Here is a 21,479-nt window from a genome sequence, read left to right on the forward strand (position 1 = left end):
GGTTTCGGGGGGTAGCCCCCTCCTGGGACAGGGGTGCTGGCTGCACCGGGCAGCCCCCACACGTCATCGAAGTGAGCTGGGTCACGTCCGGGGCGTTCTCGGTCGGCGTCTGCGATGGAGTACCCTCGGCGGCCTTGGGCCCCCACTAGTCAAATTTGAGGAATTCGACATCGCTGTGCACAGGCTCCCTTCGGCGACCCTCGCCGAGATCTCCGCGCTCTCCCGTTGCTCCGTCGTCTTCCTGCCCGCCGATCCTTCCCGCACCGGCCTCGTCGCCTTCTGGAATCCGGACGGCAGCAGCCCGCCCGATGGTCCGGGGACCGTGGAGGAACTGACCGTCGTCGGTACCGACGCCCGCCCGTACGGTGTGGCCGCGCTGCTGGTGCCGGTGCGCGAGGCGCTGCCGGTGCTGACCCGCGCGCGGGCGTCGGCACAGGCCTCGCCGTCGGCCGCGTTCTGGGGTGCGGCCGCCCTCCTCGCCCTGCAACTCGCCGCCCGCGGCCTGTTGCTGCCGGGCCTGAGCCCCACGGACCACGACACCTGGCGGGCCGGTCCGCTGACCGCCGCCGATCTCGACCGCATGCGTGACCTCGCAGCCTCCATGCCGCCCACGGCCCACGCCGTGCCGCTGGACGGGGCCGACGGTGCGTGGCCCCTGCTGCTGCCGGAGCCCGAGCAGCTGTTGCGCGCCTTCCTGGACGCGGTGGCCGACGGTCTGCCGCGTACGCCGGCCGCGGTGTTCGCCACCGGCAGTCCCGCCTTCGCCGTCGACACTCCGCAGCATCTGCCAGAGCGGCGGGCCTGGGCCGCCGATGTCGCGGCCGGGCACGATGCGGGCGTGCGGCTCTCGCTGCGCGTCGAGGCCTCCGGTCTGACCCCTGTTCACGAAGAGACCGGGCAGGACGCCGGGCCCTCCTTCCGCGCGGTCCTGCAGATCCACAGCATCGGTGACCCGACGCTGGTCGCCGACGCCGCCGACGTCTGGGCGGGCACCGCGCCGGCCACGGCGGGGTTCGGCCCCAGGGCGCGGATGGACGCTCTCCTCGCCCTGCGCCGGGCCGCCCGCGCCTGGCCGCCGCTGGCTCCGCTGCTGTCGGCCGCGGTACCGGACTCCATCGAGCCCGCCGACGAGGAGATCGCCGAACTGCTCGGCTCCGCCGCCCGGGCGCTGGCCGCCACCGGAGTCCAGGTCCACTGGCCCAGGGAGCTCGCCCGCACCCTCACCGCGCGTGCGGTGATCGGCCCACCGGACGACGAGGACGAGGACCACGGCCACGGAAGTGACCGGAACGGACGGTCCGCGTCGGATGCCCCGTCGTTCCTGTCGGCCGACGCGCTCGTCGCGTTCGACTGGAGGTTCGCGCTCGGCGACCAGAAGCTCAGCCGAGCTGAGCTGGACCGGCTGGCCGAGGCCGGCAGGCCGGTCGTGCGGCTGCGCAACCAGTGGGTGCTCATCGACCCGGAGGATGCGCGCCGCGCCCGCCGGACGCAGGACCGCAAGCTCACGCCGATCGATGCGCTCGGGGCCGTACTGACGGGTTCCACGGAGGTCGACGGCCGCCGGATCGACGTACAGGCGACGGGCTGGCTGGAGCAGCTGCGGGCGCGCGTCGCAGATCCGGAGTCCGGTGGGCAGCAGACGGTCGGTCAGCCCGCCGCACTCGCCGCGACGCTGCGGGACTATCAGCTACGCGGTCTGGACTGGCTGCACACCATGACCTCGCTCGGCCTCGGCGGCTGTCTCGCCGACGACATGGGCCTGGGCAAGACCATCACCCTCATCGCGCTGCATCTGCACCGGCAGAATGTCGAAGGGGCGGCCGGACCGACGCTGGTGGTCTGCCCGGCCTCGTTGATGGGCAACTGGCAGCGGGAGATCGAGAAGTTCGCCCCCGGGACGCCCGTGCGCCGCTTCCATGGCGCGTCCCGGAGCCTGGAGGGCCTGGTGGACGGGGAGTTCGTCCTCACGACGTACGGCACGATGCGGCTCGACGCCGTGGGGCTCGCCGGGGCCGACTGGTCCATGGTGGTCGCGGACGAGGCGCAGCACGTCAAGAACCCGCACTCGGCAACCGCGAAGCAGCTGCGGTCGATCGGCGCGCGGGCGCGGGTGGCACTCACCGGCACCCCCGTGGAGAACAACCTGTCCGAGCTGTGGGCGATCCTCGACTGGACGACGCCCGGACTGCTGGGCCGGCTCAGTACGTTCCGTACCCGGTACGCACGCGCCGTGGAGGGCGGCAGCGACCCGGCGGCGGCCGAACGGCTCGCCGCCCTGGTGCGGCCGTTCCTGCTGCGGCGGCGCAAGTCCGATCCGGGTATCGCCCCCGAGCTGCCGCCCAAGACGGAGACGGACCGAGCGGTCTCGCTGACGGCGGAACAGGCCGGTCTGTACGAGGCGGTGGTACGGGAGACCCTGGCCGAGATCTCCGGCTCCGACGGGTTCGCCCGGCGCGGGCTGGTGATGAAGCTGCTGACCGAGCTCAAGCAGATCTGCAACCACCCGGCGCAGTACCTCAAGGAGGAGCGGCCGCGGATCGCCGACCGTTCAGGGAAGGTGGAGCTCCTCGACGAACTGCTCGACACGATTCTCGCGGAGGACGCGAGCATGCTCGTCTTCACCCAGTACGTGCAGATGGCACGACTGCTCGAACAGCATCTGGCGGCCCGCGGGGTGCGCACCCAGTTCCTGCACGGCGGTACGCCGATCGCCGAGCGCGAGGCCATGGTGGACCGGTTCCAGGAGGGTGCGACCCCGGTCTTCCTGCTGTCGCTCAAGGCCGCGGGTACGGGGCTCAACCTCACCCGGGCGGGCCACGTGGTGCACTTCGACCGCTGGTGGAACCCGGCGGTGGAGGCCCAGGCCACCGACCGGGCGTACCGCATCGGACAGACCCAGCCGGTGCAGGTGCACCGGCTGATCGCCGAGGGGACGATCGAGGACCGGATCGCGGACATGCTGGCCCGCAAGCAGGGCCTTGCGGATGCGGTGCTGGGTTCCGGTGAGGCGGCACTGACCGAGCTGACCGATGCGGAACTGGCTGACCTGGTGGAACTGCGAGGGGGCGCGCGATGAGCGACGGATTCGCGAACGACGCATACGAGATCGACCGGGAGGAACCCGATGGCAGCGCCGACGGGGAAGCGGCCCCGGCGCCGGAGCGCACCTTCGCCGCTCTGTCGCCCGCGCCCGGCCGCGGCTTCGCCGAGACCTGGTGGGGCCGGGCCTGGCTCAAGGCCCTCGAGGACACCGCGCTCGACGGCGAACAGGTCAAGAGGGGCCGCCGGTTCGCCCGCGAGGGAAGGGTCGGTGCAGTGTCCGTACGCCCGGGGCGGATCACCGCCGTCGTCCGGGACCCGGACTCGACGCCGTACCGCAGTGACGTGCTGCTCCAGGAGTTGAGCGAGGAGAAATGGGGCCGCTTCCTGGACATGGCAGTGGACCGGGCCGGGCACATCGCGGCGCTCCTCGACCGGGAGATGCCACCGCACCTGGTGGAGGACGCGGCGGCGGCCGGGGTGGATCTGCTCCCCGGGATCGGCGATCTGGATCCGGAGTGCACCTGTGAGGCGTGGGACCACTGTCCGCACTCGGCCGCCCTCTGCTATCAGGTGGCCCGGCTGCTGGACCAGGACCCGTTCGTCCTGCTGCTGATGAGGGGCCGCGGCGAGCGGCAGGTCGTCGACGGCCTCCAGGCGCGGCTCACCGCCCGGGCCGCGGAACGGGAACCTGCGGAGTCCTCCGCCGCGGCGGAGCGGCCTGCGCGCGGTGTCCCCGCGGACGAGGCGTTCGCCGGGCGGGACATCCTGCCTCCGCTGCCCGCGCCCCCGCCACTGCCCGTCGAGCCCGGCCCTCCTCCGTCGCTGGCGACGGAGACGGAGCCGGAGCGCGGCCTCGACCCGGCGGCCCTGGAGGCGCTGGCGACGGACAGTGCCGTACGGGCCCACCGGATGCTGGCGGACGCCCTGTCGCCGGACCATGCTCAGCAGCCGGTGCCGGCCGGGCTGACGCCGGAGCAGGATGCCGTACGCCTGGCTGCCGACGCCCGGCCCGAGCCCTGGATCGTGGCACGGCTGGCCACCGGATCAGGGCGGCAGCGGGCCGAACTCGACGCGGCGGTACGGGCCTGGGGTTACGGCGGGGCTGCGGCGCTGACCGTCCTCGACGAGGAATGGGCGCCGGATCCGGAGTCCCTCGCCCGGGCCCGCGCCCGGCTCGCCGGGGCGTGGGAGGACGCCGAGCGTCCGCAGCTGCGGACGGTGCACAACCGGTGGACCGTGACGGATGGCAGCGCGCAACTGCGATACGGGCGGGACGGACGCTGGTGGCCGTACCGCAAGGAGCGCGGCCGCTGGATTCCGGCAGGCCCGGCGGACGACGACCCGGCGGCGGCGCTGGCGGGGGCCTCGGGCGACGGGTAGCCCCGGCGCGGAGTTCGACGCGAACGCCCGGCCGGTAGCCGGCGGTGTCGATACTCACTGACCCTGCCGGACCCTCCGCGCACTGTGCGGCCGATCTCCTCCCCCGCACTCCATCACCCAACTCCCTTGCTACCAAACGAATTTTGGACGCAGACCGTCTTCCGCAGCACGCGTCGCGGCCGTACGGTGGGGCGCGCGAAAGGCTCGGCCGTACATCGGACAACGCATTCCGGTCAACGGACAAGAGGGAGTCACGCTGTGTCGGGGGAATCGGGTACCACTCTGCTGCGCGATGCCATCGGGCTGCGCGACGTGCTTTTCCAGAGCATCACGGCGATGGCGCCCGCCGCCGCCATCGCCGCGTCGATCCCGTCCGGGGCGGCATTCGCCGGCGGCAGTCTGCCGCTGTCCGTGCTGGTGGCGCTGGTGGCCTGTCTGTTCACCGCGTCGTGCGTCGCGGAGCTGGCCCGCCATCTGCCGGCGGCCGGTTCGGTCGCCACGTACTCCGCGCAGGGACTGCACCCGGCCATTGGCTTCCTCGTGGGCTGGGGCTATGTCTTCGTCGAGGCGCTGGTACCCGCGCTGCTGCTGCTCCAGCTGGGCTTCACGACGGCGGGCACCCTGCATCAGGAATGGTCGTCCTACCCGGCGGACCTGTGGTGGCCGTGGTCGCTGCTCGGTGCGGTCGTCATCGCGCTGGCCGGCTACTTCGGGGTACGGGCATCCGCCCGGTTCGGCACCGTGCTCGGCATTTTCGAGGTGCTGGTCTTCGTCGTCTTCGCGGTGATGCTGATCGGGCAGGCCGGCTCGGACAACACCCTGTCGGTGTTCGGCGCATCGCACACCGCGGACGGCTTCGACGGCATCAGCGGAATCTTCGCGGGCTCCGTCTACACCGTGCTGGCGTTCGCGGGCTTCGAGGCGGCGGCGCCGCTCGCCGAGGAGACGAAGGACCCGCGGCGCACGATGCGGCGGGCGGTGCTCGGTGCCGCTCTGTCCATCGGCCTGGTGTACGTCCTCACCACCTATGCCATGTCCGTGTACTTCGGGCCGGACAAGTTCGCCGGATTCGGCGCTTCGGGAGCAGCGTCCTGGGAAGGTGTGGCCCGCGCCTCGTTCGGGCTGTTCTGGGTGCTGGTGTTCCTTGCGGTCGTCAACTCGACCGTGGCCAACGCCAACGCGTGCGCGAACGTGTCGACCCGCACGGCCTTCGCTCTCGGCCGCATCGGTGTATTCCCTCAGGCCTTCGCCCGGCTGCATCCGCGCCGCCGTTCCCCCGTCACCGGGGTGGTCGTGCAGTTCGTGATCGCGGTCGGCGCGGCGTTGGGGCTCGGCTTCGGTTATGACCCGGTGACCGCGTTCGTGCTGCTGGCCACCGTCATCGTGACCGTGATCATCGGTGTGTACATCATCGTCAACCTGGCCTGCGCCGGATACTTCCTGCGCCGCCGCCGCGATGCGTTCAACCCTTTCCTCCATCTCCTCTTCCCGGTGCTGGGCATCGCGGCGTTCGTCCCGGCACTGCTGACGGCCGCCGGAATCCCGGTCTTCGACTTCGTCTCGGAGCTCAGCGCCCCCGTCTCGTACGCCGGCCCGGTCGTGGGCATCTGGATGCTGATCGGCATCGGCGTGCTGGTGGTGTTGGTCCGCAGACATCCGGAGCGGGTGGCGCAGACTGGCCGGATCCATCTGGACGAGGCCCCGGAGGCCGTCGTCGACACGCAAACAGGAGCAGAACTGCGATGAGCGACCCGCGGATCCTGACGGTTCGCCCCAAGGAGGGCGAGTACGCGTGGACCTTCGGCGGTGCGGCGCCGGTGGCCCGGATCGAACCCGGCACCTTCCTCGATGTGTACACCGAGGACTGCTTCGCGGGCCGGGTGCGCTCCGAGAAGGACCTGGTCTCCGCCGTCTGCGAGTTCCCGTTCCTCAATCCGCAGACCGGTCCGTTCCATGTGGTGGGGGCGGAGCCGGGCGACACCGTCGCGGTGCACTTCGTGTCGATCGAACCGGCCAGGGACTGGGCGGCGTCCACGACGGTGCCGCTGTTCGGCGCCCTCACCTCCACCCATACGACGGCCACGCTGCAGGCGCCGCTGCCCGAAGTCGTGTGGATGTGGCAGCTGGACCGGGCCCGCCGGACCTGTCTCTTCAGCGCCCGGGACAGCGACATCCAGGTGGAGTTGCCGATGGATCCGATGCACGGGACGGTCGGGGTGGCGCCGGCCAACCTGGAGGTGCGCTCCGCGCTGGTACCGGACGCACACGGCGGGAACATGGACACACCGGAGATGCGGGCCGGGGTCACCTGCTACCTGGGGGTCAATGTCGAGGGTGCGCTGCTGAGTCTGGGCGACGGACATGCCCGGCAGGGAGAGGGCGAGACCTGCGGCGTCGCGGTGGAGTGCGCGATGAACACGGTGGTGCTGGTCGAGCTACTGAAGGGGGTCGCGACGCCGTGGCCGCGGATCGAGTCCGACACCCATCTGATGTCCACCGGTTCCGCCCGCCCCCTCGAAGACGCCTTCCGTATCTCGCAGTTGGACCTGGTGCAGTGGCTGGCGCGCGACTACGGACTCTCCGAACTCGACGCGTACCAGCTGGTCAGCCAGGCCGGTGAGGCCCCTCTGGCCAACGTCTGCGACACCAACTACACCTGCGTGGCGAAGATCCGCAAGGAGTGGCTGCCCACCGGCGAACCTCACCGTGGGCTGCACCGTCATCTGCGGGAGACAGCCGCGCTGCTGCCCGCCTCCTGAAGCCGAAGGCCCTCCCCCCACAGGAGCATTCATGCACCGCAGAAGGATCCTCCAGGGCGCCGCGGCGACGGCCGCCGCCGCTCTGCTGCCCGCCTCCACCCGGGCCGCGGCCTCCGCGGCGGCGGGATCCACCGACTATCCGCTCGCGCACTGGAGCCCCGCCTCCCCATCGAACTACACGGCGTCGACACGCCCTTCGGCGTATCCGGTGCAGTACGTGATCATCCACGTCACGCAGGAGACGTTCACGGACGCCATCGGGATCTTCCAGAATCCGGCGAAGCAGGTCTCCGCCCACTATGTGGTGCGTTCGGCGGACGGGTACGTGGCGCAATGCGTCCGGGAGCAGAACATCGCCTGGCACGCGGGCAATTGGGACTACAACACACGCAGCATCGGCATCGAGCACGAGGGCTGGGTGGACCAGCCGGCCTACTTCACCAACGCCCTGTACGAACAGTCGGCGCTGCTGACCGCGTCGGTCTGTGACCGTTACGGCATACCCAAGGACCGGGCGCACATCCTCGGCCACGCCCAGGTTCCGGGCGCCGACCACACCGACCCCGGTCCGAACTGGGACTGGGTGCGCTACATCCGCCTCGTCAACCTCTTCAGCACCAGCTCACCCGGCGCGCTCGCTCCGCAGTGACCACTCTCCGCACACATGTTGTCGCAGAGCCCGACTGCGACGACGATGGGGGCACGACGCTCCTGGACGGGAGGGTGAGTTGACGGACCCCTGGGTGGCGCTGGACGCCGACACGGACCCCGGCACACGGCTCGGCGAACTGAGGCATGCACACGAAGTGTTCACGACGGACGGACGGCTGGAACGACCTGTGCGTTCCGTGGTCGGCGAGTCGTGGCGGCGCTCCGCGCGGGCCCGGGTCAGTCCGGACGGCGCCGCCCGGGTCGAACTGGGTGCGGACGAACTGGGGCCGTACCGGGAGGCACATCCGCTCGCCCGTGCCATGCCGGTGATCCGGGAGCTGATGAGTGCATACGCCACGGATGGCGAGCATCTCCTCGCGGTGTGCGATGCGCACGGCAGACTGCTCTGGGTCGAGGGACATCCGGCGACACTGCGGCGCGCGGGGCGGATGAACTTCGTGGAGGGCGCCCGCTGGTCCGAATCCGTGGCGGGGACGAACGCACCGGGCACATCGATCGCCGTGGACCGACCGGTCCAGGTATTCGCAGCCGAACACTTCCTGCGACCGGTGCAGCAGTGGACCTGCGCCGCGGCGCCACTGCACGATCCGCGTACAGGGCGGGTGCTGGGCGCCGTCGACATCACCGGCGGCGACCGGCTCGCACATCCGCACAGCCTTGCGTTCGTCCAGGCGGTGGCGCGCGCTGCCGAGTCCCAGCTCGCGCTGCTCGCTCCCCCGCCCTCCGAGGAGTCCGTACAGCTCCACGCCCTCGGCACGGACGAGGCGCTGCTGGTGGCGGACGGCCGCAAGATCCGGCTCAGCAGGCGGCACAGCGAGATCCTGGTGGCGCTGGCCCGCCACCCGGAGGGACTGGGCGGCGACGGACTTCTCGTCGAGCTGTACGAGGACGAGTCGGTGACACCCGTGACACTGCGCGCCGAACTCTCCCGGCTGCGCCGGCTCCTCGGCCCCGAACTGCTTCTCTCCCGCCCGTACCGGTTCGCCGTCCCGGTCGACGCCGACTTCGACACCGTGGCGCGCAGACTGGCGTCCGGTGCGGTGGCCACAGCGCTCAGCGCCTACGCGGGCCCGCTGCTGCCCGGCTCCCAGGCACCGGCCGTCGTACGGCTGCGGCGCCGGCTCGAGGATCAGCTGCGGGCCTCGCTGATCGCGCGCGGCGACCCGGGGCTGCTGGCGGACTGGGCGTACAGCCCGTGGGGCGAGGACGACCTCCCGGTGTGGCAGGCCCTAGCCGCAGCGGCGCCACCCGGGCAACGGCCGGCGCTGCTGGCCCGGACCCGCGAACTCGACGCCGAACAGCGCTAGGAGACCCCATACGCTCCGCGTGGGCTCCTTCCTCCGCCTTGCACCTGCACGCACCACGGTGACATCAGCCGCTCCGCGGCGGCCCGCTCGCTGATCCAGCCTGATCCAAACGAAAGGCCCTGGTTCCCGGCGTCGAACCGCCCCGCACGCAACGGGAATGCAACGTTGCGCTGCCTAGCCTCCCGGCGAGGGCCGTCCAACGGCGGGCGGCACCGGATCCGGGAGGCCACAGAGATGACCCGCTACGCTGCGCCGGGCACCGAGGACGCCATCGTCTCGTACGAGTCGCGGTACGACCACTGGATCGGCGGCACGTATGTCCCGCCGATCCTCGGCCAGTACTTCGAGAACCCGAGCCCCGTCAACGGCCGCCCCTTCACCGAGATCGCCCGCGGCACCGCCGAGGACGTCGAACGCGCCCTGGACGCGGCCCATGCCGCCGCCCCCGCCTGGGGAGCCACCGCAGCCGGTGAGCGCGCCTCGGTCCTCAACCGGATCGCCGACCGGATGGAGCAGCATCTGGAGGAGCTGGCGGTCGCCGAGAGCTGGGACAACGGCAAGCCGGTACGGGAGACCCTGGCCGCCGACATGCCGCTGGCCATCGATCACTTCCGGTACTTCGCGGGTGCGCTGCGCGCCCAGGAGGGTTCGCTCAGCGAGATCGACGACGACACGGTCGCGTACCACTTCCACGAACCGCTCGGCGTCGTGGCCCAGATCATCCCGTGGAACTTCCCGATCCTGATGGCGACCTGGAAGCTGGCCCCGGCACTCGCCGCAGGCAATGCGGTGGTCCTCAAGCCCGCCGAGCAGACCCCGGCCTCCATCCATGTGTGGCTGAAGCTGGTCGCCGATCTGCTGCCGCCGGGTGTCGTCAACATCGTCAACGGCTTCGGCACGGAGGCCGGCAAGCCCCTCGCGTCCAGTCCGCGCGTCGCGAAGATCGCCTTCACCGGTGAGACCACGACCGGGCGGCTGATCATGCAGTACGCCTCCGAGAACATCAAGCCGGTGACGCTGGAGCTGGGCGGCAAGTCCCCGAACATCTTCTTCGACGACGTCTGGGCGGCGAACGACGACTTCCGCGACAAGGCGCTCGAAGGGTTCACGATGTTCGCCCTCAACCAGGGCGAGGTGTGCACCTGTCCGTCGCGCGCGCTGATCCAGCGCGGCCACTACAGCGAGTTCCTCGAAGCGGGCATCGCCCGCACCGAAAAGATCGTGTCGGGCCACCCGCTCGACACCGACACCATGATCGGCGCACAGGCCTCCAACGACCAGCTGCAGAAGATCCTTTCGTATCTGGACATCGGCCAGCAGGAGGGCGCGAAGGTCCTGACAGGTGGTCAGAGGATCGAGTACGACGGCGAGATGGCGGGCGGCTACTACGTCCAGCCGACCATCTTCGAGGGCGACAACCGGATGCGGGTCTTCCAGGAGGAGATCTTCGGCCCGGTCGTCGCGGTGACGTCCTTCTCGGACTTCGACGACGCGATCAAGACGGCGAACGACACCCTCTACGGGCTCGGCGCAGGTGTCTGGACCCGGGACGTCAACACCGCCTACCGGGCGGGTCGCGCGATCCAGGCGGGCCGGGTCTGGACGAACTGCTACCACGCCTACCCCGCGCATGCCGCCTTCGGTGGCTACAAGCAGTCCGGGATCGGCAGGGAGAACCACAAGATGATGCTGGAGCACTACCAGCAGACGAAGAATCTGCTGGTGTCGTATTCGCCGAAGAAGTTGGGCTTCTTCTAGACGCAGAAAAAGGGCGCCTGACCAGGGAATTTACGGGTCAGGCGCCCTTCGAGGCACTCATCTAAGCAGTGAGTCGAAATGCACCCCCACTCCCAATATTTCTCACTGCTATCCCACCTCTGACCAGCTGTTCCGGGCCATACACGGACCAAGGTCCCGCTCAAACGCCCTCCGTCTCGTCCATCGGCTCCTCCCACCACCGCATCGATTGCCCTATCAGGTTGTTCGCGTGGTTCCGCGCCTCGGCCAGGAACGTCGCGTAGTAGCGAAAGAGGACCTGGATGCTCTGTCCGGCTCTGCGCGCACACTCTGCGGGGTCGACGCCGGTTGCAAGCCAGAACGAGATTCCTGCATGGCGCAGGTCGTAGGGGCGCTTCGCCAACTCAAGGGCCCTGCACATTCGATGGGTTCTCTGTCCGACCACTGCGCAGGAATCACCACCCGGGCGTCCGGTTCGGTCATCTGCCTGTACAGGCGGATGATCCTGGAAGCTACCTTCGGCGGCGTGCCAGCAGCGGCAAGGATCAACTCCAGGTCCAGGATGGTGGGCACCACGCTGCCCGTGAGAATCATGGAGGCCTTGGACTTCGCCATGTACGCCTCGACGGCCAAGGTCTCGTTCTTGACGGCCCGGCGGTCGAGGTGGGCCCGAAGCGGGGACAGCCACTCGATGTGCTGGGGTATCAGCTTCTCCTCTTGGAGCAGGTTTCTCGGCCGGCCGACGCGGGCCTGACGCCGGCGCGGACTCATGCCGCCTCACCGCCCTGGATCGGCTCCGACTGGGCGTCGCGGTCCTCGGGGGATCTCGCCGACGTGGCTCGGCTCGATCTGCCGCAGGTCGGCCTTCTTGGTCTCACGGGCCTTCTTGGCCTTGTTCTTGGCCTTCGCGGCCGCGCCGGACTTCTCGGCGTTGTACGCGTTCTCGCCGGGAGTGTTTTGACCTTCCGTGCCGCTGCGGAAGATCTGCACGGCGCTGATGATCGCGTTGATCAACAGCACGATGGCGACGACCGGCTCCTCTGGATGAAGTGACCGAGTCCGATCCCGCGACCCTGGCCGCGTTCGTGGGTAACCAGAGGGCCGGGCACCCCGTCCGAACGTCACGACGCCGAACTGGTCGTCGCCGCCCTGCACATGGCCGTCGCCACCCGCGGAAGCGATGCCAAGGGCGTGATCTTCCACTCAGGCCGCGGCAGCAAGCCCGGGTTCAAGGGGTCGTTGCAACACTGCTTGTCAGTGAGCATAGGTGCTCGGCAAGTGCCTCGACAGGGGGCTTCCAGCCGACGTTCTTGCGGGCGTCAACATCCGCTATTTCGCGCACGGTTCGAAGTTTCGGTTCTGAAAATAGGGCCGTCCTGCAGGGCCGTCAACCCCGTTAGACCGGGGTCTTTGCGCCGATAGGGGCACGCCGCCGCGCACCGGCCCCCGACTCACGCCCTCGCGTTACGCAAACGTGACGACTTCCCGCCGCAGGCCTCTTGACCGCCATGAATTGTTAGCGCTCACAATGACGTCCGTATTCAGCTAGTCCCGAGTCGGCGGTGCCAGTGACATCCGAGGAGGTGTGACCGTCGTGTCCGCAGGACCCCGCCCCATCTCCTCGGCCGGTGCCATGAGCGGCCGAACGCCTGGCCGAATTACGGAGCCGCCGGGCGAACCGGCCACCGCGGGGATGGTCGTGAACCCGGACACGCGGAGGCAGCCGCCCACGACACAGGTCTTATCGGCAGACGACCGCCAAGAAGGTGCGGCCGTGGTACCGGCGCAGCTCCGGCCGCCCACCATGGCCGACGTCGCCCGCCAGGTGGGTGTGTCGCACCAGACCGTGTCCCGCGTCCTGTTGGACCACCCCAACGTGCGGGACGAGACCCGGGCCAAAGTACTGCGCGTGATCGAGGAGATGGGCTACCGTCGCAACCACTCCGCACGGGCCCTGGCCACCCGGCGCACCCGCACCCTGGGCGTCGTCGCCTCCGACACCACCCTCTACGGCCCGGCCAGTACCCTCTTCGCGCTCGAGGAGGCGGCCCGCGCCCGGGGATATCTGGTCTCCACGGTCAGCCTGCGCAAACTGACCGTCCAGACACTCTTCGAGGCCCTGGACCACCTCAGCGAGGGCGGCGTTGAGGGGGTGGTCGCCATCGCCCCACAGCGGTCGGCGGTAGACGCCCTCTCCGGACTGCGTCAGCCGTTCCCGGTGGTCACCGTCGGGTGCGGCCCCGGAGTGGACACACCGTGCGTCACCGTGGACCACCACAAGGGCGCGACGCTCGCAACCGGTCATCTGCTGGCGGCCGGCCACCGCAACGTCTGGCACCTCGCCGGACCCGAGGACTGGCAGGAGTCCGCCGACCGGGCGGCCGGCTGGCGGGCGACCCTCGAAGCAGCGGGCATCGAGCCGCCGTTAGTGCTGCACGGTGACTGGAGTCCGCTCTCCGGCTACCGCGCCGGCCAGGAACTGGCCGGCTTGGTGGGCCGGGGACTGACGGCGGTCTTCGTCGCCAACGACCAGATGGCACTGGGGGTGTTGCGCGCCCTGCGGGAGGCGGGCGTGCGAACTCCCCAGGACGTCGCCGTGGTCGGCTTCGACGACATCCCGGAAGCGGAGTTCTTCGCCCCGCCGCTCACCACGGTCCGGCAGGACTTCGCGACCGTCGGCAAGCGCAGCATCGCCCTGCTCCTGGATCTCATTGAGGGCCGGGCACCCGCCGGGGCACCCCGGATCTCCATCGAACCCCAATTCGTCGTCCGCGCCAGTACATTCCCATACACCCCGCAATCGAGGGGCGCTCCCGACTAACCCGGCACCAACCGGCTGTAGTCCGCCCATCGGCGCGTTCGATATATCGAACAATGATCGACAGGCTGGACGCAGTGCGGCCGGTCCGTCGAGTACCAGCGGGTCCTTCCCCGGGCCGACCCTTCAAAGGAGAAGAACATGCTCAACAGACGGAACTTCCTCACTGCGGCGGTCGGTGTGGCGGCCGCGGGCGGCCTGGCGGCCTGCGCCAAGGAGGACAGCGGCTCCAACAGCTCCTCCTCCGGGGGCGGCAGCAAGGCGATCAGCCTGGGCTTCTCCCAGGTCGGCTCGGAGAGCGGCTGGCGCACCGCCAACACCGACTCGGTCAAGGAAGCGGCCAAGGAGGCGGGCTACACCCTCAAGTTCTCCGACGCCCAGCAGAAGCAGGAGAACCAGATCTCCGCGATCCGTAGCTTCATCGCCCAGAAGGTGGACGTCATAGCCTTCTCGCCGGTGGTCGTCACCGGCTGGGACGCTGTGCTGAAGGAGGCCAAGGCCAAGAACATCCCGGTCGTCCTCACCGACCGCTCTGTCGAGACCTCCGACGACTCCCTGTACGTCACGCTGGTCGGCTCGGACTTCACGGACGAGGGCAGGCGCGCGGCCAAGATCCTCGAGAAGGTCCTCGAGAAGGCCGGCCACAAGGGCGCCGTGAAGATCGCGCAACTGGAGGGCACCACGGGCGCTGCCCCGGCGATCGAGCGCGCCAAGGGCTTCAAGGAGGTCATGGAGGCGGAGCACAAGGACGACTGGAAAATCGTCGTCAGCCAGACCGGTGATTTCACACGCGCCGGGGGCAAGCAGGTCATGGCGGCCTTCCTGCAGTCCAACCCGGACATCAACGTGCTCTTCGCGCACAACGACGACATGGCCATCGGCGCCATCCAGTCCATCGAGGCCGCCGGCAAGAAGCCCGGCAAGGACATCCTGATCGTCTCGATCGACGGCGTGAAGGACGGCTTCGTGGCCATGTCCGATGGCAAGATCAACGCCATTGTCGAGTGCAACCCGCTGCTCGGTCCCCAGCTGATGGACATCGTGAAGAAGGTCAAGGACGGCAAGACGGTCGAGCGCTGGATCAAGACCGAGGAGAGCGACTTCATGCAGGACCAGGCCAAGGCCGCGCTCCCAAACCGCAAGTACTGACCGACCGCGCCCACCGGCAGGGAGCCCGCGGCCGACCGAGCCATCGGTCCCGGGGCTCCCTACAGGCCTGAACCAATCTCACAAGGAGCGCTGCCATGGCAGAGCCGCGGCCCGTCCTGGATATGACGGGCATAGTCAAAGAGTTTCCGGGGGTACGGGCTCTGTCGGACGTCGACTTCCGGCTCTTCCCCGGCGAGATCCACGCCCTGATAGGCGAGAACGGCGCGGGCAAGTCCACCCTCATCAAGGTGTTGACGGGGGTCCACTCCCTGGACGGCGGCACGATCACGCTGGACGGCAGGTCCGTGCGGTTCGGCAGCCCGCTGCAGGCCCAGCACGCCGGCATCAGCACGGTCTACCAGGAGGTCAACCTCTGCCCGAACCTGTCGGTCGCGGAGAACATCTTTATCGGGCGCGAACCGACCCGCAGGGGCCGCATCCAGTGGAAGCGACTGCGTCAGGATGCGGCAGAGCTGGTGGACCGACTCGGCCTCGACATCGACGTCACCGCCCCCCTGTCCTCGTACCCGCTGGCCGTGCAGCAACTGGTCGCGATCGTACGGTCGGTGGGCACTGGCGACAGCGACGGAGAGGGATCGGGCACCAAGGTGCTGATCCTCGACGAGCCGACCTCCAGCCTCGACCGAGACGAAGTCCACGAACTGTTCGCCCTGATGCGGAGGTTGAAGGATGAGGGCGTTGCGATCCTGTTCGTCTCGCACTTCCTCGACCAGGTCTACGAGATCTGCGACCGGATGACCGTACTGCGCAACGGCAACCTCGTCGGTGAGCACATGGTGCGCGACCTCGATCAGGTCGGGCTCGTACAGCTCATGCTCGGCAAGGCTCTGAACCAACTGGAGGAGCTCCACGACCACCAGTTGCACTCCGACGTCGGCGAGACGCTGCTCCAGGCGGACGGCCTCGGCAGGATCGGCGGCATCGCCCCCTTCGACCTGGAGATCAAGAAGGGCGAGGTGATCGGGCTCGCAGGCCTGCTCGGATCGGGCCGGACCGAACTCGCCCGGCTGCTCTTCGGCGCCGATCAGCCGGACAGCGGCAAGGTGTCCATCGGCGGCAAGCAGGTCTCGATGAGCGCCCCGAACGACGCGATCGGCGCCGGTGTCGCGTTCTGCTCCGAGAACCGCAAGAGCGAGGGCCTGGTGCCCGATCTGACGGTGCGGGAGAACATCATCCTGGCCCTGCAGGCCTCGCGTGGCTGGACCCGGCCCATCCCGGTCTCCCAGCGCGACGAACTCGTCGCCAAGTACATCAAGGCGCTGGACATCCGCCCCGCCAACCCCGAGGCCACGGTCGGCCAGCTCAGCGGCGGCAACCAGCAGAAGGTGCTGCTGGCCCGCTGGCTGATCACCCAGCCGAAGCTGCTGATCCTGGACGAGCCGACGCGCGGCATCGACATCGGCGCGAAGGCGGAGATCCAGAAGCTCGTCGTCTCACTCTCCGAGGACGGCATGTCCGTGCTGTACATCGCGGCCGAGCTTGAGGAAGTACTCCGGCTCAGTCACACCATCGGAGTGCTGCGCGACCGTCGGCTGGTGGCGCAGTTCGCCAACGGGCCCGAGATCACCACGGGCCGGATCCTGGAGACCATCGCGAGCGGAGAGAATCAGTGACCACCTCCTCCCGATGGCGAGCGCTGACCCACCACCACCTGCTCTGGCCGGTAACGGTCCTTGTCTTCCTGCTGCTCGTCAACGTTCCCTTCACCCCCGACTTCTTCTCCGTGCGGATGACGGACGGCCACCTCTACGGCAGCCTCGTCTCGATCGTGCTGTTCGGCTCACCCCTCATCCTGGTGGCGGTCGGCATGACCCTGGTCATCGCCACCGGCGGCATCGACCTCTCCGTCGGCGCCGTGGTCGCCATCACCGGAGCACTGGCCTGCTCGTACATCAGCGACCAGGCCGACCAAAGCGCCCTTTCCGGGGTGCTGCTCGCCATGGGCCTGGGCCTGCTGGCCGCGGTCGTCTGCGGCCTGTGGAACGGCTTCCTGGTCGCCAGGATGGGCATCCAGCCGATCATCGCCACGTTGATCATCATGGTCGCCGGACGCGGCGTGGCCCAGCTGATCACCAACGGCCAGATCATCACCATCAACAGCGAGCCGTACAAGCTGATCGGCGGCGGCTACTGGCTGGCACTGCCCTTCTCCATCTTCGTGGTGGCGGTGGTCGTGGCCGTCACCACGGCGCTGACCCGCCGCACGGCGCTCGGGCTGCTGGTCGAGTCGGTCGGAGGCAACGCCGAGGCCAGCCGCCTCGTGGGCATCAGGTCCCGGCGCATCAAGATCATGGTGTACGCGTTCTGCGCGCTGTGCGCGGGCATCGCGGGCCTGATGATCAGCTCCAACACCTCGGCCGCGGACGGCAACAACGCCGGCCTGTGGATCGAACTCGACGCGATCCTCGCCGTGGTGATCGGCGGCACGTCACTCCTTGGCGGCCGGTTCTCCATCGGTGGCACGGTCGTCGGCGCCCTCGTCATCCAGACCCTGACCACCACGATCTACACCATTGGCGTGCCGACCCAGACCAACCTGGTCTTCAAGGCCGCCGTCGTCATCGTCGTCTGTCTGTTGCAGTCCCCGAAATTCCGCGCCAAGGTCTTCGGTGCCAAATTCGGCGCCAGGTCCGGTGCGAAGGGAAACGCCAAGCCGGCCGCGGCCCCGGCGGACACCGCCGCGGCGACCGAGGCCGCTCCCAAGATGGAGGTGTCGTGATGAGCGCGACCACCCAAAGCCACTCAGCCCCGAACAGCCGTACCACGTCCAAGGCCGTGCGTCTGCTCGGCGACCGGCGCATGCCCGTCCTGGCGACGGCCCTGCTCTTCCTCGTGATGTACATCGCGAGCCTGAGCCGGTACCAGAACTACGGGTTCGCCGAACCACAGGTCTTCATGAACCTGTTCATCGACAACGGCTATCTGCTGGTCGCCGCCGTCGGTGTCACCTTCGTCATCCTGTCCGGCGGCATCGACCTGTCCGTTGGTTCGATGATCGGGTTTACGACGATGTTCACGGCGTGGTTGGTGGAGCGTCAGGGGCTGCCGCTCCTGGCCGTGATCCCCATGGCGCTGGCCGTGGGCGCCCTCGGCGGTTTCCTGATGGGCTATGTGATCCACAACTTCGAGATCCAGCCCTTCATCGTGACCCTCGCCGGCCTCTTCCTCTTCCGCGGCCTGTGCCTGGTCATCAGCAAAGAGTCGATCTCCATCGGCGACTCCTCGGTGACCAGCATGGCCCAAGCGCAGGTGTCGCTGGGGATGGGCTTCCTGTCGATCGGCGCGATCGTCGCGCTGGTCGTCCTCGCCGTGGCGTTCTACGTCCTGCACTACACACGCTTCGGGCGCCGGGTGTACGCCATCGGAGGCAACGAGCAGTCGGCCATGCTGATGGGTCTCCCGCAGGGCGGCACGAAGATCGCCGTGTACACCGCGAGTGGCTTCTGCTCGGCGCTGGCCGGGCTGCTGTTCACCCTGTACATCCAGTCCGGTGACCCGTTGCATGCCACAGGCATGGAACTCGACGCGATCGCCGCCGTCGTGATCGGCGGCACCCTGCTGACGGGCGGCTCCGGCTATGTGCTGGGCACCGTCTTCGGTGTGCTCGTCCTGGGCCTGATCAAGACCATCATCCAGTTCGAGGGCACGCTCAGCTCATGGTGGACGAAGATCGCCACCGGTGTGCTGCTGTGCGCGTTCATCCTGATCCAACGCGCGATGACGGCACGCAAGAAAACCTGACCGGTCAGGTCGTCCCACGGCCGCCGCTGCCCACTCCAGTATATTTGGGCGGGTCGTTGGCAGGAACTCCCGTGCGCAGAGCGGGAGTTGTTCTGGGCCTGTCGCTTTACCCGGTACACGTCAACAGCGTGAGACTCCGATCCGGCCGCTGGTCTTCACCACAAGGGAGTGGCGTGTTACGCGTACCGAGATTCCGTCACGCTCCCCCTGGCCGCGGCAGCGGCCGTCCTCACGCTCACCGCGTGCGGCGGCGACACCGAGCCCGGAGGAGGCGCCTCCGCAGCCCCCGCCTCACTCGACGCCAGGGCGGACGTGAGCAGGCAGCGACTCACCGTCTCGAACTGGGACGGCTACATGCCCGAGGACCTACCCGCCCGCTTCAAGGCCGCCACCGGCGTCCCGTGACCGTCGCGAAGCACACGACCAACGACGCTGACGTCTGGAACGCCTTCAAAACCTGGGTGATGGAGCAGAGCCCACGGCCGCTGCGCGACCTGGAGTTCATCTACGAGGGCGCCGTGAACCTGTACCTCTACCCGGAGATGGCCGACTACGCCAAGGCCCGCCCACTGGGCCGGCGTTGGCACCGGCTGGACTCCCCGTCCGGGAGACCGACGAGGAGTTCGCCCTGCCCGTCGAACTGGCCGACCCGCGGACAGTCTCGTGGGACGTGCGGACGGAGCGCGCTAATCTACTTCGCCTCGGCTCGCTCGCCTCCGCCGACGTGGAGTTGATGCGCAGGGCCATCGCTGCGCGCTGGCCCGCATCCCGCACCGCTACGTCGTCTCCAAAGGGCCGCTGAACGACGAGGGTGGTATCCCCGGTGGCGTCATGGTGCTTCGGTCCGTACCCACGATGAAAGTCCACGAAAGAGAGGAACCCCAGCCGACGCACGGCTGGGGTTCCTCGAGGCGGTGAGTATCGGTCAGCAGGTGGAGTTGCCCACGTCGTAAACCGCTCGTCTACGCGCCAGCAAACCGCACCATATCGCGATCGCTGTGGATCAGGCAGGTTAGCGCTGCAGGGTGAGGACGCCCGGTCGCCACGGCAGTTGGTCGTAGCTGCCGCCCGCGGTGGGGGACTTGCCCTGGTAGAGGAACTGCAGGTTGCAGGGGTCGATGGTCATGGTCTGGTCGGGGTCGTTGCGGACCAGGTCACCGTGGCTGATGTCGTTGGTCCAGGTGGCACCGCTGTTGGCCTTGCCCGCGAAGGGGTTGCTTTCGCTGCTGGCCTGCGGGGTCCACGAACCGCTCAGGCTGGAGGCCGTGAACGAGCGGAAGTAGCGCCCATTCGAACCTATCGCTTCAACGATCATGAGGTACTGGTTCTGTCCCTGAACCTTGTAGACCTGCGGCGCCTCGAACAGGTTGTTCGTCGAGTCGCTCATGACCGTCGTGTACGACGAGCCGAAGCTGCCCGGGAAGTTTCCGATCGGCATACTCGCCCGGTAGATTTTGCCGTTGTCACCGGCGAAGAACAGGTACATGTTCTGGCCGTCAGCGATCAGGGTCTGGTCGATCGGGCCGGTGCTGGAGCCGGAGATGCTACCGGTGAACAGCGGCTGCGGCGAGGACCAGCCGTTGGCGTTGGTGGGGTCGCTCGACGTGCGGTAGACGAAGGCCGACGCACCCCATTGGTACGCCAGCACCCAGATGTTCTTGGGCGCGAAGTAGAACAGCGTGGGCGCCACCGCGGCCTGGCTCATCCCGGTCTGGCCGGCCGACGCCATGTCCGACCAGCTCGTGAAGGGACCAAACATCATCGAGCCGTACGACGAACCCGACACGTTCGACGCGTAGACCAGGTGCTTGCCGTTGTACACCACGTTGGTGAAGTCCTTCAGCGATACCCACCCGTTCGCCGGCTGCGCCAAGGCGCCCGTCGACGTCCACCGGTACGTCGACGGAAGAGAACACGTGCCGCCCGCCGGCGGCGTCGACGTCCCGGACAGGCCGGTCCACTTCTGGTTGCTGCCGCCGTTGCACGTCCAGATCTCCACCGCCGTGCCGTTGGCCGTACCGGCGCCCGTAACCTCCAGGCACAGCCCGGACTCCACGCCGACGACCGTGCCGTCGGCGTTCACCCGCCACTGCTGGTTCGCACCGCCGGAACAGGTCCAGATCTGCACCCGGGTGCCGGCCGCGGTGGCGTGGCCCGGAACATCCAGGCACTTGTTGCCGTACACGGTCAGCTGGTTGCTGTCCGTCGACGTCCACTGCTGGTTGGTCCCGGCCGAGCAGTCCCAGATCTGCAGGTACGTGCCGTCGGTCTGGCTGGCGTTCGGCACATCGAGACACCGGCCGGAACCAACACCGCGCAAGGCGCCGCTGGTGGCCGCCTGAGCCGGGCCGGCGACGAGCATCGCCGCTAACGCGACCAGGGCCGCAACCGCGGCGGCGAGCACCACAGAAAGATGCCTGCGGCTGAAACTTCCTCTGCGCATGGGGACTTCCTCATCCTTGACTAAGCGGTTCCGGTTGGCCCCGTCAGAGGCTGTCCGGACTGTCGATTTGGTGCGGTTCGTAGCGGCCCGTGGGCCCGGGCTGACCCCTTGTGGTTTCCCGATCTTGCGAGAACTTCTGAAAGACCGGTGGCGCCCGGCTTCTTCGGGCTGCTGCGAAACACACCGGCCTGTGTCGGACGTTGATCGTCGTGATGCAAGCCCGCCGCACGGTGACCGCCACATACTCCGCGAGCCGTTCGAGCTCTGATCGAGACCGGAGCCCGCGCGGGACGGGGCGGATTGGATTGTTCATGGCGCTCCTTGAGCGAGACGGAGCTGAGGAATCGAACGGCTCAACGACATTCCGTTGCCCCACCTGAAGAGGGCATCGAGCATCACCGAGCCGGGTG

Annotated in this window: 17 protein-coding genes; 14 read left to right on the forward strand and 3 right to left on the reverse strand. The window is 68.7% G+C overall.

Going from position 1 to position 21,479, the window contains the following annotated elements; translation table 11 throughout:
• Positions 1–175: 175 nt before the first annotated feature.
• The 7 genes from OG878_RS02065 to exaC all read left to right on the forward strand — a co-directional run bounded on the left by OG878_RS02065 (position 176) and on the right by exaC (position 10,918).
• The gene (locus tag OG878_RS02065; RefSeq protein WP_328885124.1) at positions 176–3,076 is read left to right on the forward strand and encodes a DEAD/DEAH box helicase; all 2,901 of its coding nucleotides are present in this window, start codon (positions 176–178) and stop codon (positions 3,074–3,076) included.
• Positions 3,073–4,422, forward strand: coding sequence for an SWF or SNF family helicase (locus OG878_RS02070; RefSeq protein ID WP_328885125.1), 1,350 nt, complete (start codon positions 3,073–3,075; stop codon positions 4,420–4,422). Before OG878_RS02065 ends, OG878_RS02070 begins: the two co-directional genes overlap by 4 nt.
• A gap of 258 nt (positions 4,423–4,680) precedes the next feature.
• On the forward strand, positions 4,681–6,168 hold the full coding sequence (locus tag OG878_RS02075) for an APC family permease (RefSeq protein WP_328885126.1): 1,488 nt from the start codon (positions 4,681–4,683) through the stop codon (positions 6,166–6,168).
• Positions 6,165–7,181, forward strand: a complete 1,017-nt coding sequence (locus OG878_RS02080; RefSeq protein ID WP_328885127.1) for an acetamidase/formamidase family protein — start codon at positions 6,165–6,167, stop codon at positions 7,179–7,181. Before OG878_RS02075 ends, OG878_RS02080 begins: the two co-directional genes overlap by 4 nt.
• A gap of 31 nt (positions 7,182–7,212) precedes the next feature.
• Positions 7,213–7,830 carry an N-acetylmuramoyl-L-alanine amidase gene (locus tag OG878_RS02085; protein WP_328885128.1) on the forward strand — a complete coding sequence of 206 codons (618 nt, stop codon included), beginning with the start codon at positions 7,213–7,215 and terminating at the stop codon, positions 7,828–7,830.
• Positions 7,831–7,909: 79 nt separating this feature from the next.
• Positions 7,910–9,160: a GAF domain-containing protein gene (locus OG878_RS02090; protein WP_328885129.1), complete on the forward strand. Its 1,251-nt coding sequence runs from the start codon at positions 7,910–7,912 to the stop codon at positions 9,158–9,160.
• 234 nt (positions 9,161–9,394) lie between these two features.
• Positions 9,395–10,918 carry an acetaldehyde dehydrogenase ExaC gene (gene exaC, locus OG878_RS02095; RefSeq protein ID WP_328885130.1) on the forward strand — a complete coding sequence of 508 codons (1,524 nt, stop codon included), beginning with the start codon at positions 9,395–9,397 and terminating at the stop codon, positions 10,916–10,918.
• Positions 10,919–11,078: 160 nt separating this feature from the next.
• On the opposite strand, the gene OG878_RS02100 is transcribed toward exaC, so the two are convergent.
• Positions 11,079–11,318, reverse strand: a complete 240-nt coding sequence (locus tag OG878_RS02100; RefSeq protein WP_443049046.1) for a hypothetical protein — start codon at positions 11,316–11,318, stop codon at positions 11,079–11,081.
• A gap of 356 nt (positions 11,319–11,674) precedes the next feature.
• Complete coding sequence (locus OG878_RS02105) at positions 11,675–11,917, reverse strand: hypothetical protein (protein WP_328885131.1); 243 nt, start codon at positions 11,915–11,917, stop codon at positions 11,675–11,677.
• Between the two features lie 784 nt (positions 11,918–12,701).
• Here OG878_RS02105 and OG878_RS02110 point away from each other — a divergent pair.
• The 7 genes from OG878_RS02110 to OG878_RS02140 all read left to right on the forward strand — a co-directional run bounded on the left by OG878_RS02110 (position 12,702) and on the right by OG878_RS02140 (position 19,360).
• A complete protein-coding gene (locus tag OG878_RS02110; protein ID WP_443049221.1) occupies positions 12,702–13,718 on the forward strand; it encodes a LacI family DNA-binding transcriptional regulator in 1,017 nt (338 codons plus the stop codon).
• Positions 13,719–13,856: 138 nt separating this feature from the next.
• On the forward strand, positions 13,857–14,864 hold the full coding sequence (locus OG878_RS02115; RefSeq protein ID WP_328885133.1) for an ABC transporter substrate-binding protein: 1,008 nt from the start codon (positions 13,857–13,859) through the stop codon (positions 14,862–14,864).
• Positions 14,865–14,959: 95 nt separating this feature from the next.
• Positions 14,960–16,498 (forward strand): sugar ABC transporter ATP-binding protein, encoded by a 1,539-nt coding sequence (locus OG878_RS02120; RefSeq protein WP_328885134.1) that lies wholly within the window; start codon positions 14,960–14,962, stop codon positions 16,496–16,498.
• Positions 16,495–17,604: an ABC transporter permease gene (locus tag OG878_RS02125; protein WP_328885135.1), complete on the forward strand. Its 1,110-nt coding sequence runs from the start codon at positions 16,495–16,497 to the stop codon at positions 17,602–17,604. The genes OG878_RS02120 and OG878_RS02125 overlap by 4 nt, the downstream gene beginning before the upstream one ends.
• Positions 17,604–18,626: a galactofuranose ABC transporter, permease protein YjfF gene (gene yjfF, locus OG878_RS02130; RefSeq protein WP_328885136.1), complete on the forward strand. Its 1,023-nt coding sequence runs from the start codon at positions 17,604–17,606 to the stop codon at positions 18,624–18,626. The genes OG878_RS02125 and yjfF overlap by 1 nt, the downstream gene beginning before the upstream one ends.
• A gap of 168 nt (positions 18,627–18,794) precedes the next feature.
• Complete coding sequence (locus OG878_RS02135) at positions 18,795–19,031, forward strand: hypothetical protein (RefSeq protein ID WP_328885137.1); 237 nt, start codon at positions 18,795–18,797, stop codon at positions 19,029–19,031.
• Positions 19,028–19,360, forward strand: a complete 333-nt coding sequence (locus tag OG878_RS02140; RefSeq protein ID WP_328885138.1) for a hypothetical protein — start codon at positions 19,028–19,030, stop codon at positions 19,358–19,360. Before OG878_RS02135 ends, OG878_RS02140 begins: the two co-directional genes overlap by 4 nt.
• A gap of 278 nt (positions 19,361–19,638) precedes the next feature.
• On the opposite strand, the gene OG878_RS02145 is transcribed toward OG878_RS02140, so the two are convergent.
• Positions 19,639–21,069, reverse strand: a complete 1,431-nt coding sequence (locus OG878_RS02145) for a non-reducing end alpha-L-arabinofuranosidase family hydrolase (protein WP_328885139.1) — start codon at positions 21,067–21,069, stop codon at positions 19,639–19,641.
• Between the last annotated feature and the right edge of the window lie 410 nt (positions 21,070–21,479).

The organism is Streptomyces sp. NBC_00316, from assembly GCF_036158715.1.
Lineage (GTDB): Bacteria > Actinomycetota > Actinomycetes > Streptomycetales > Streptomycetaceae > Streptomyces.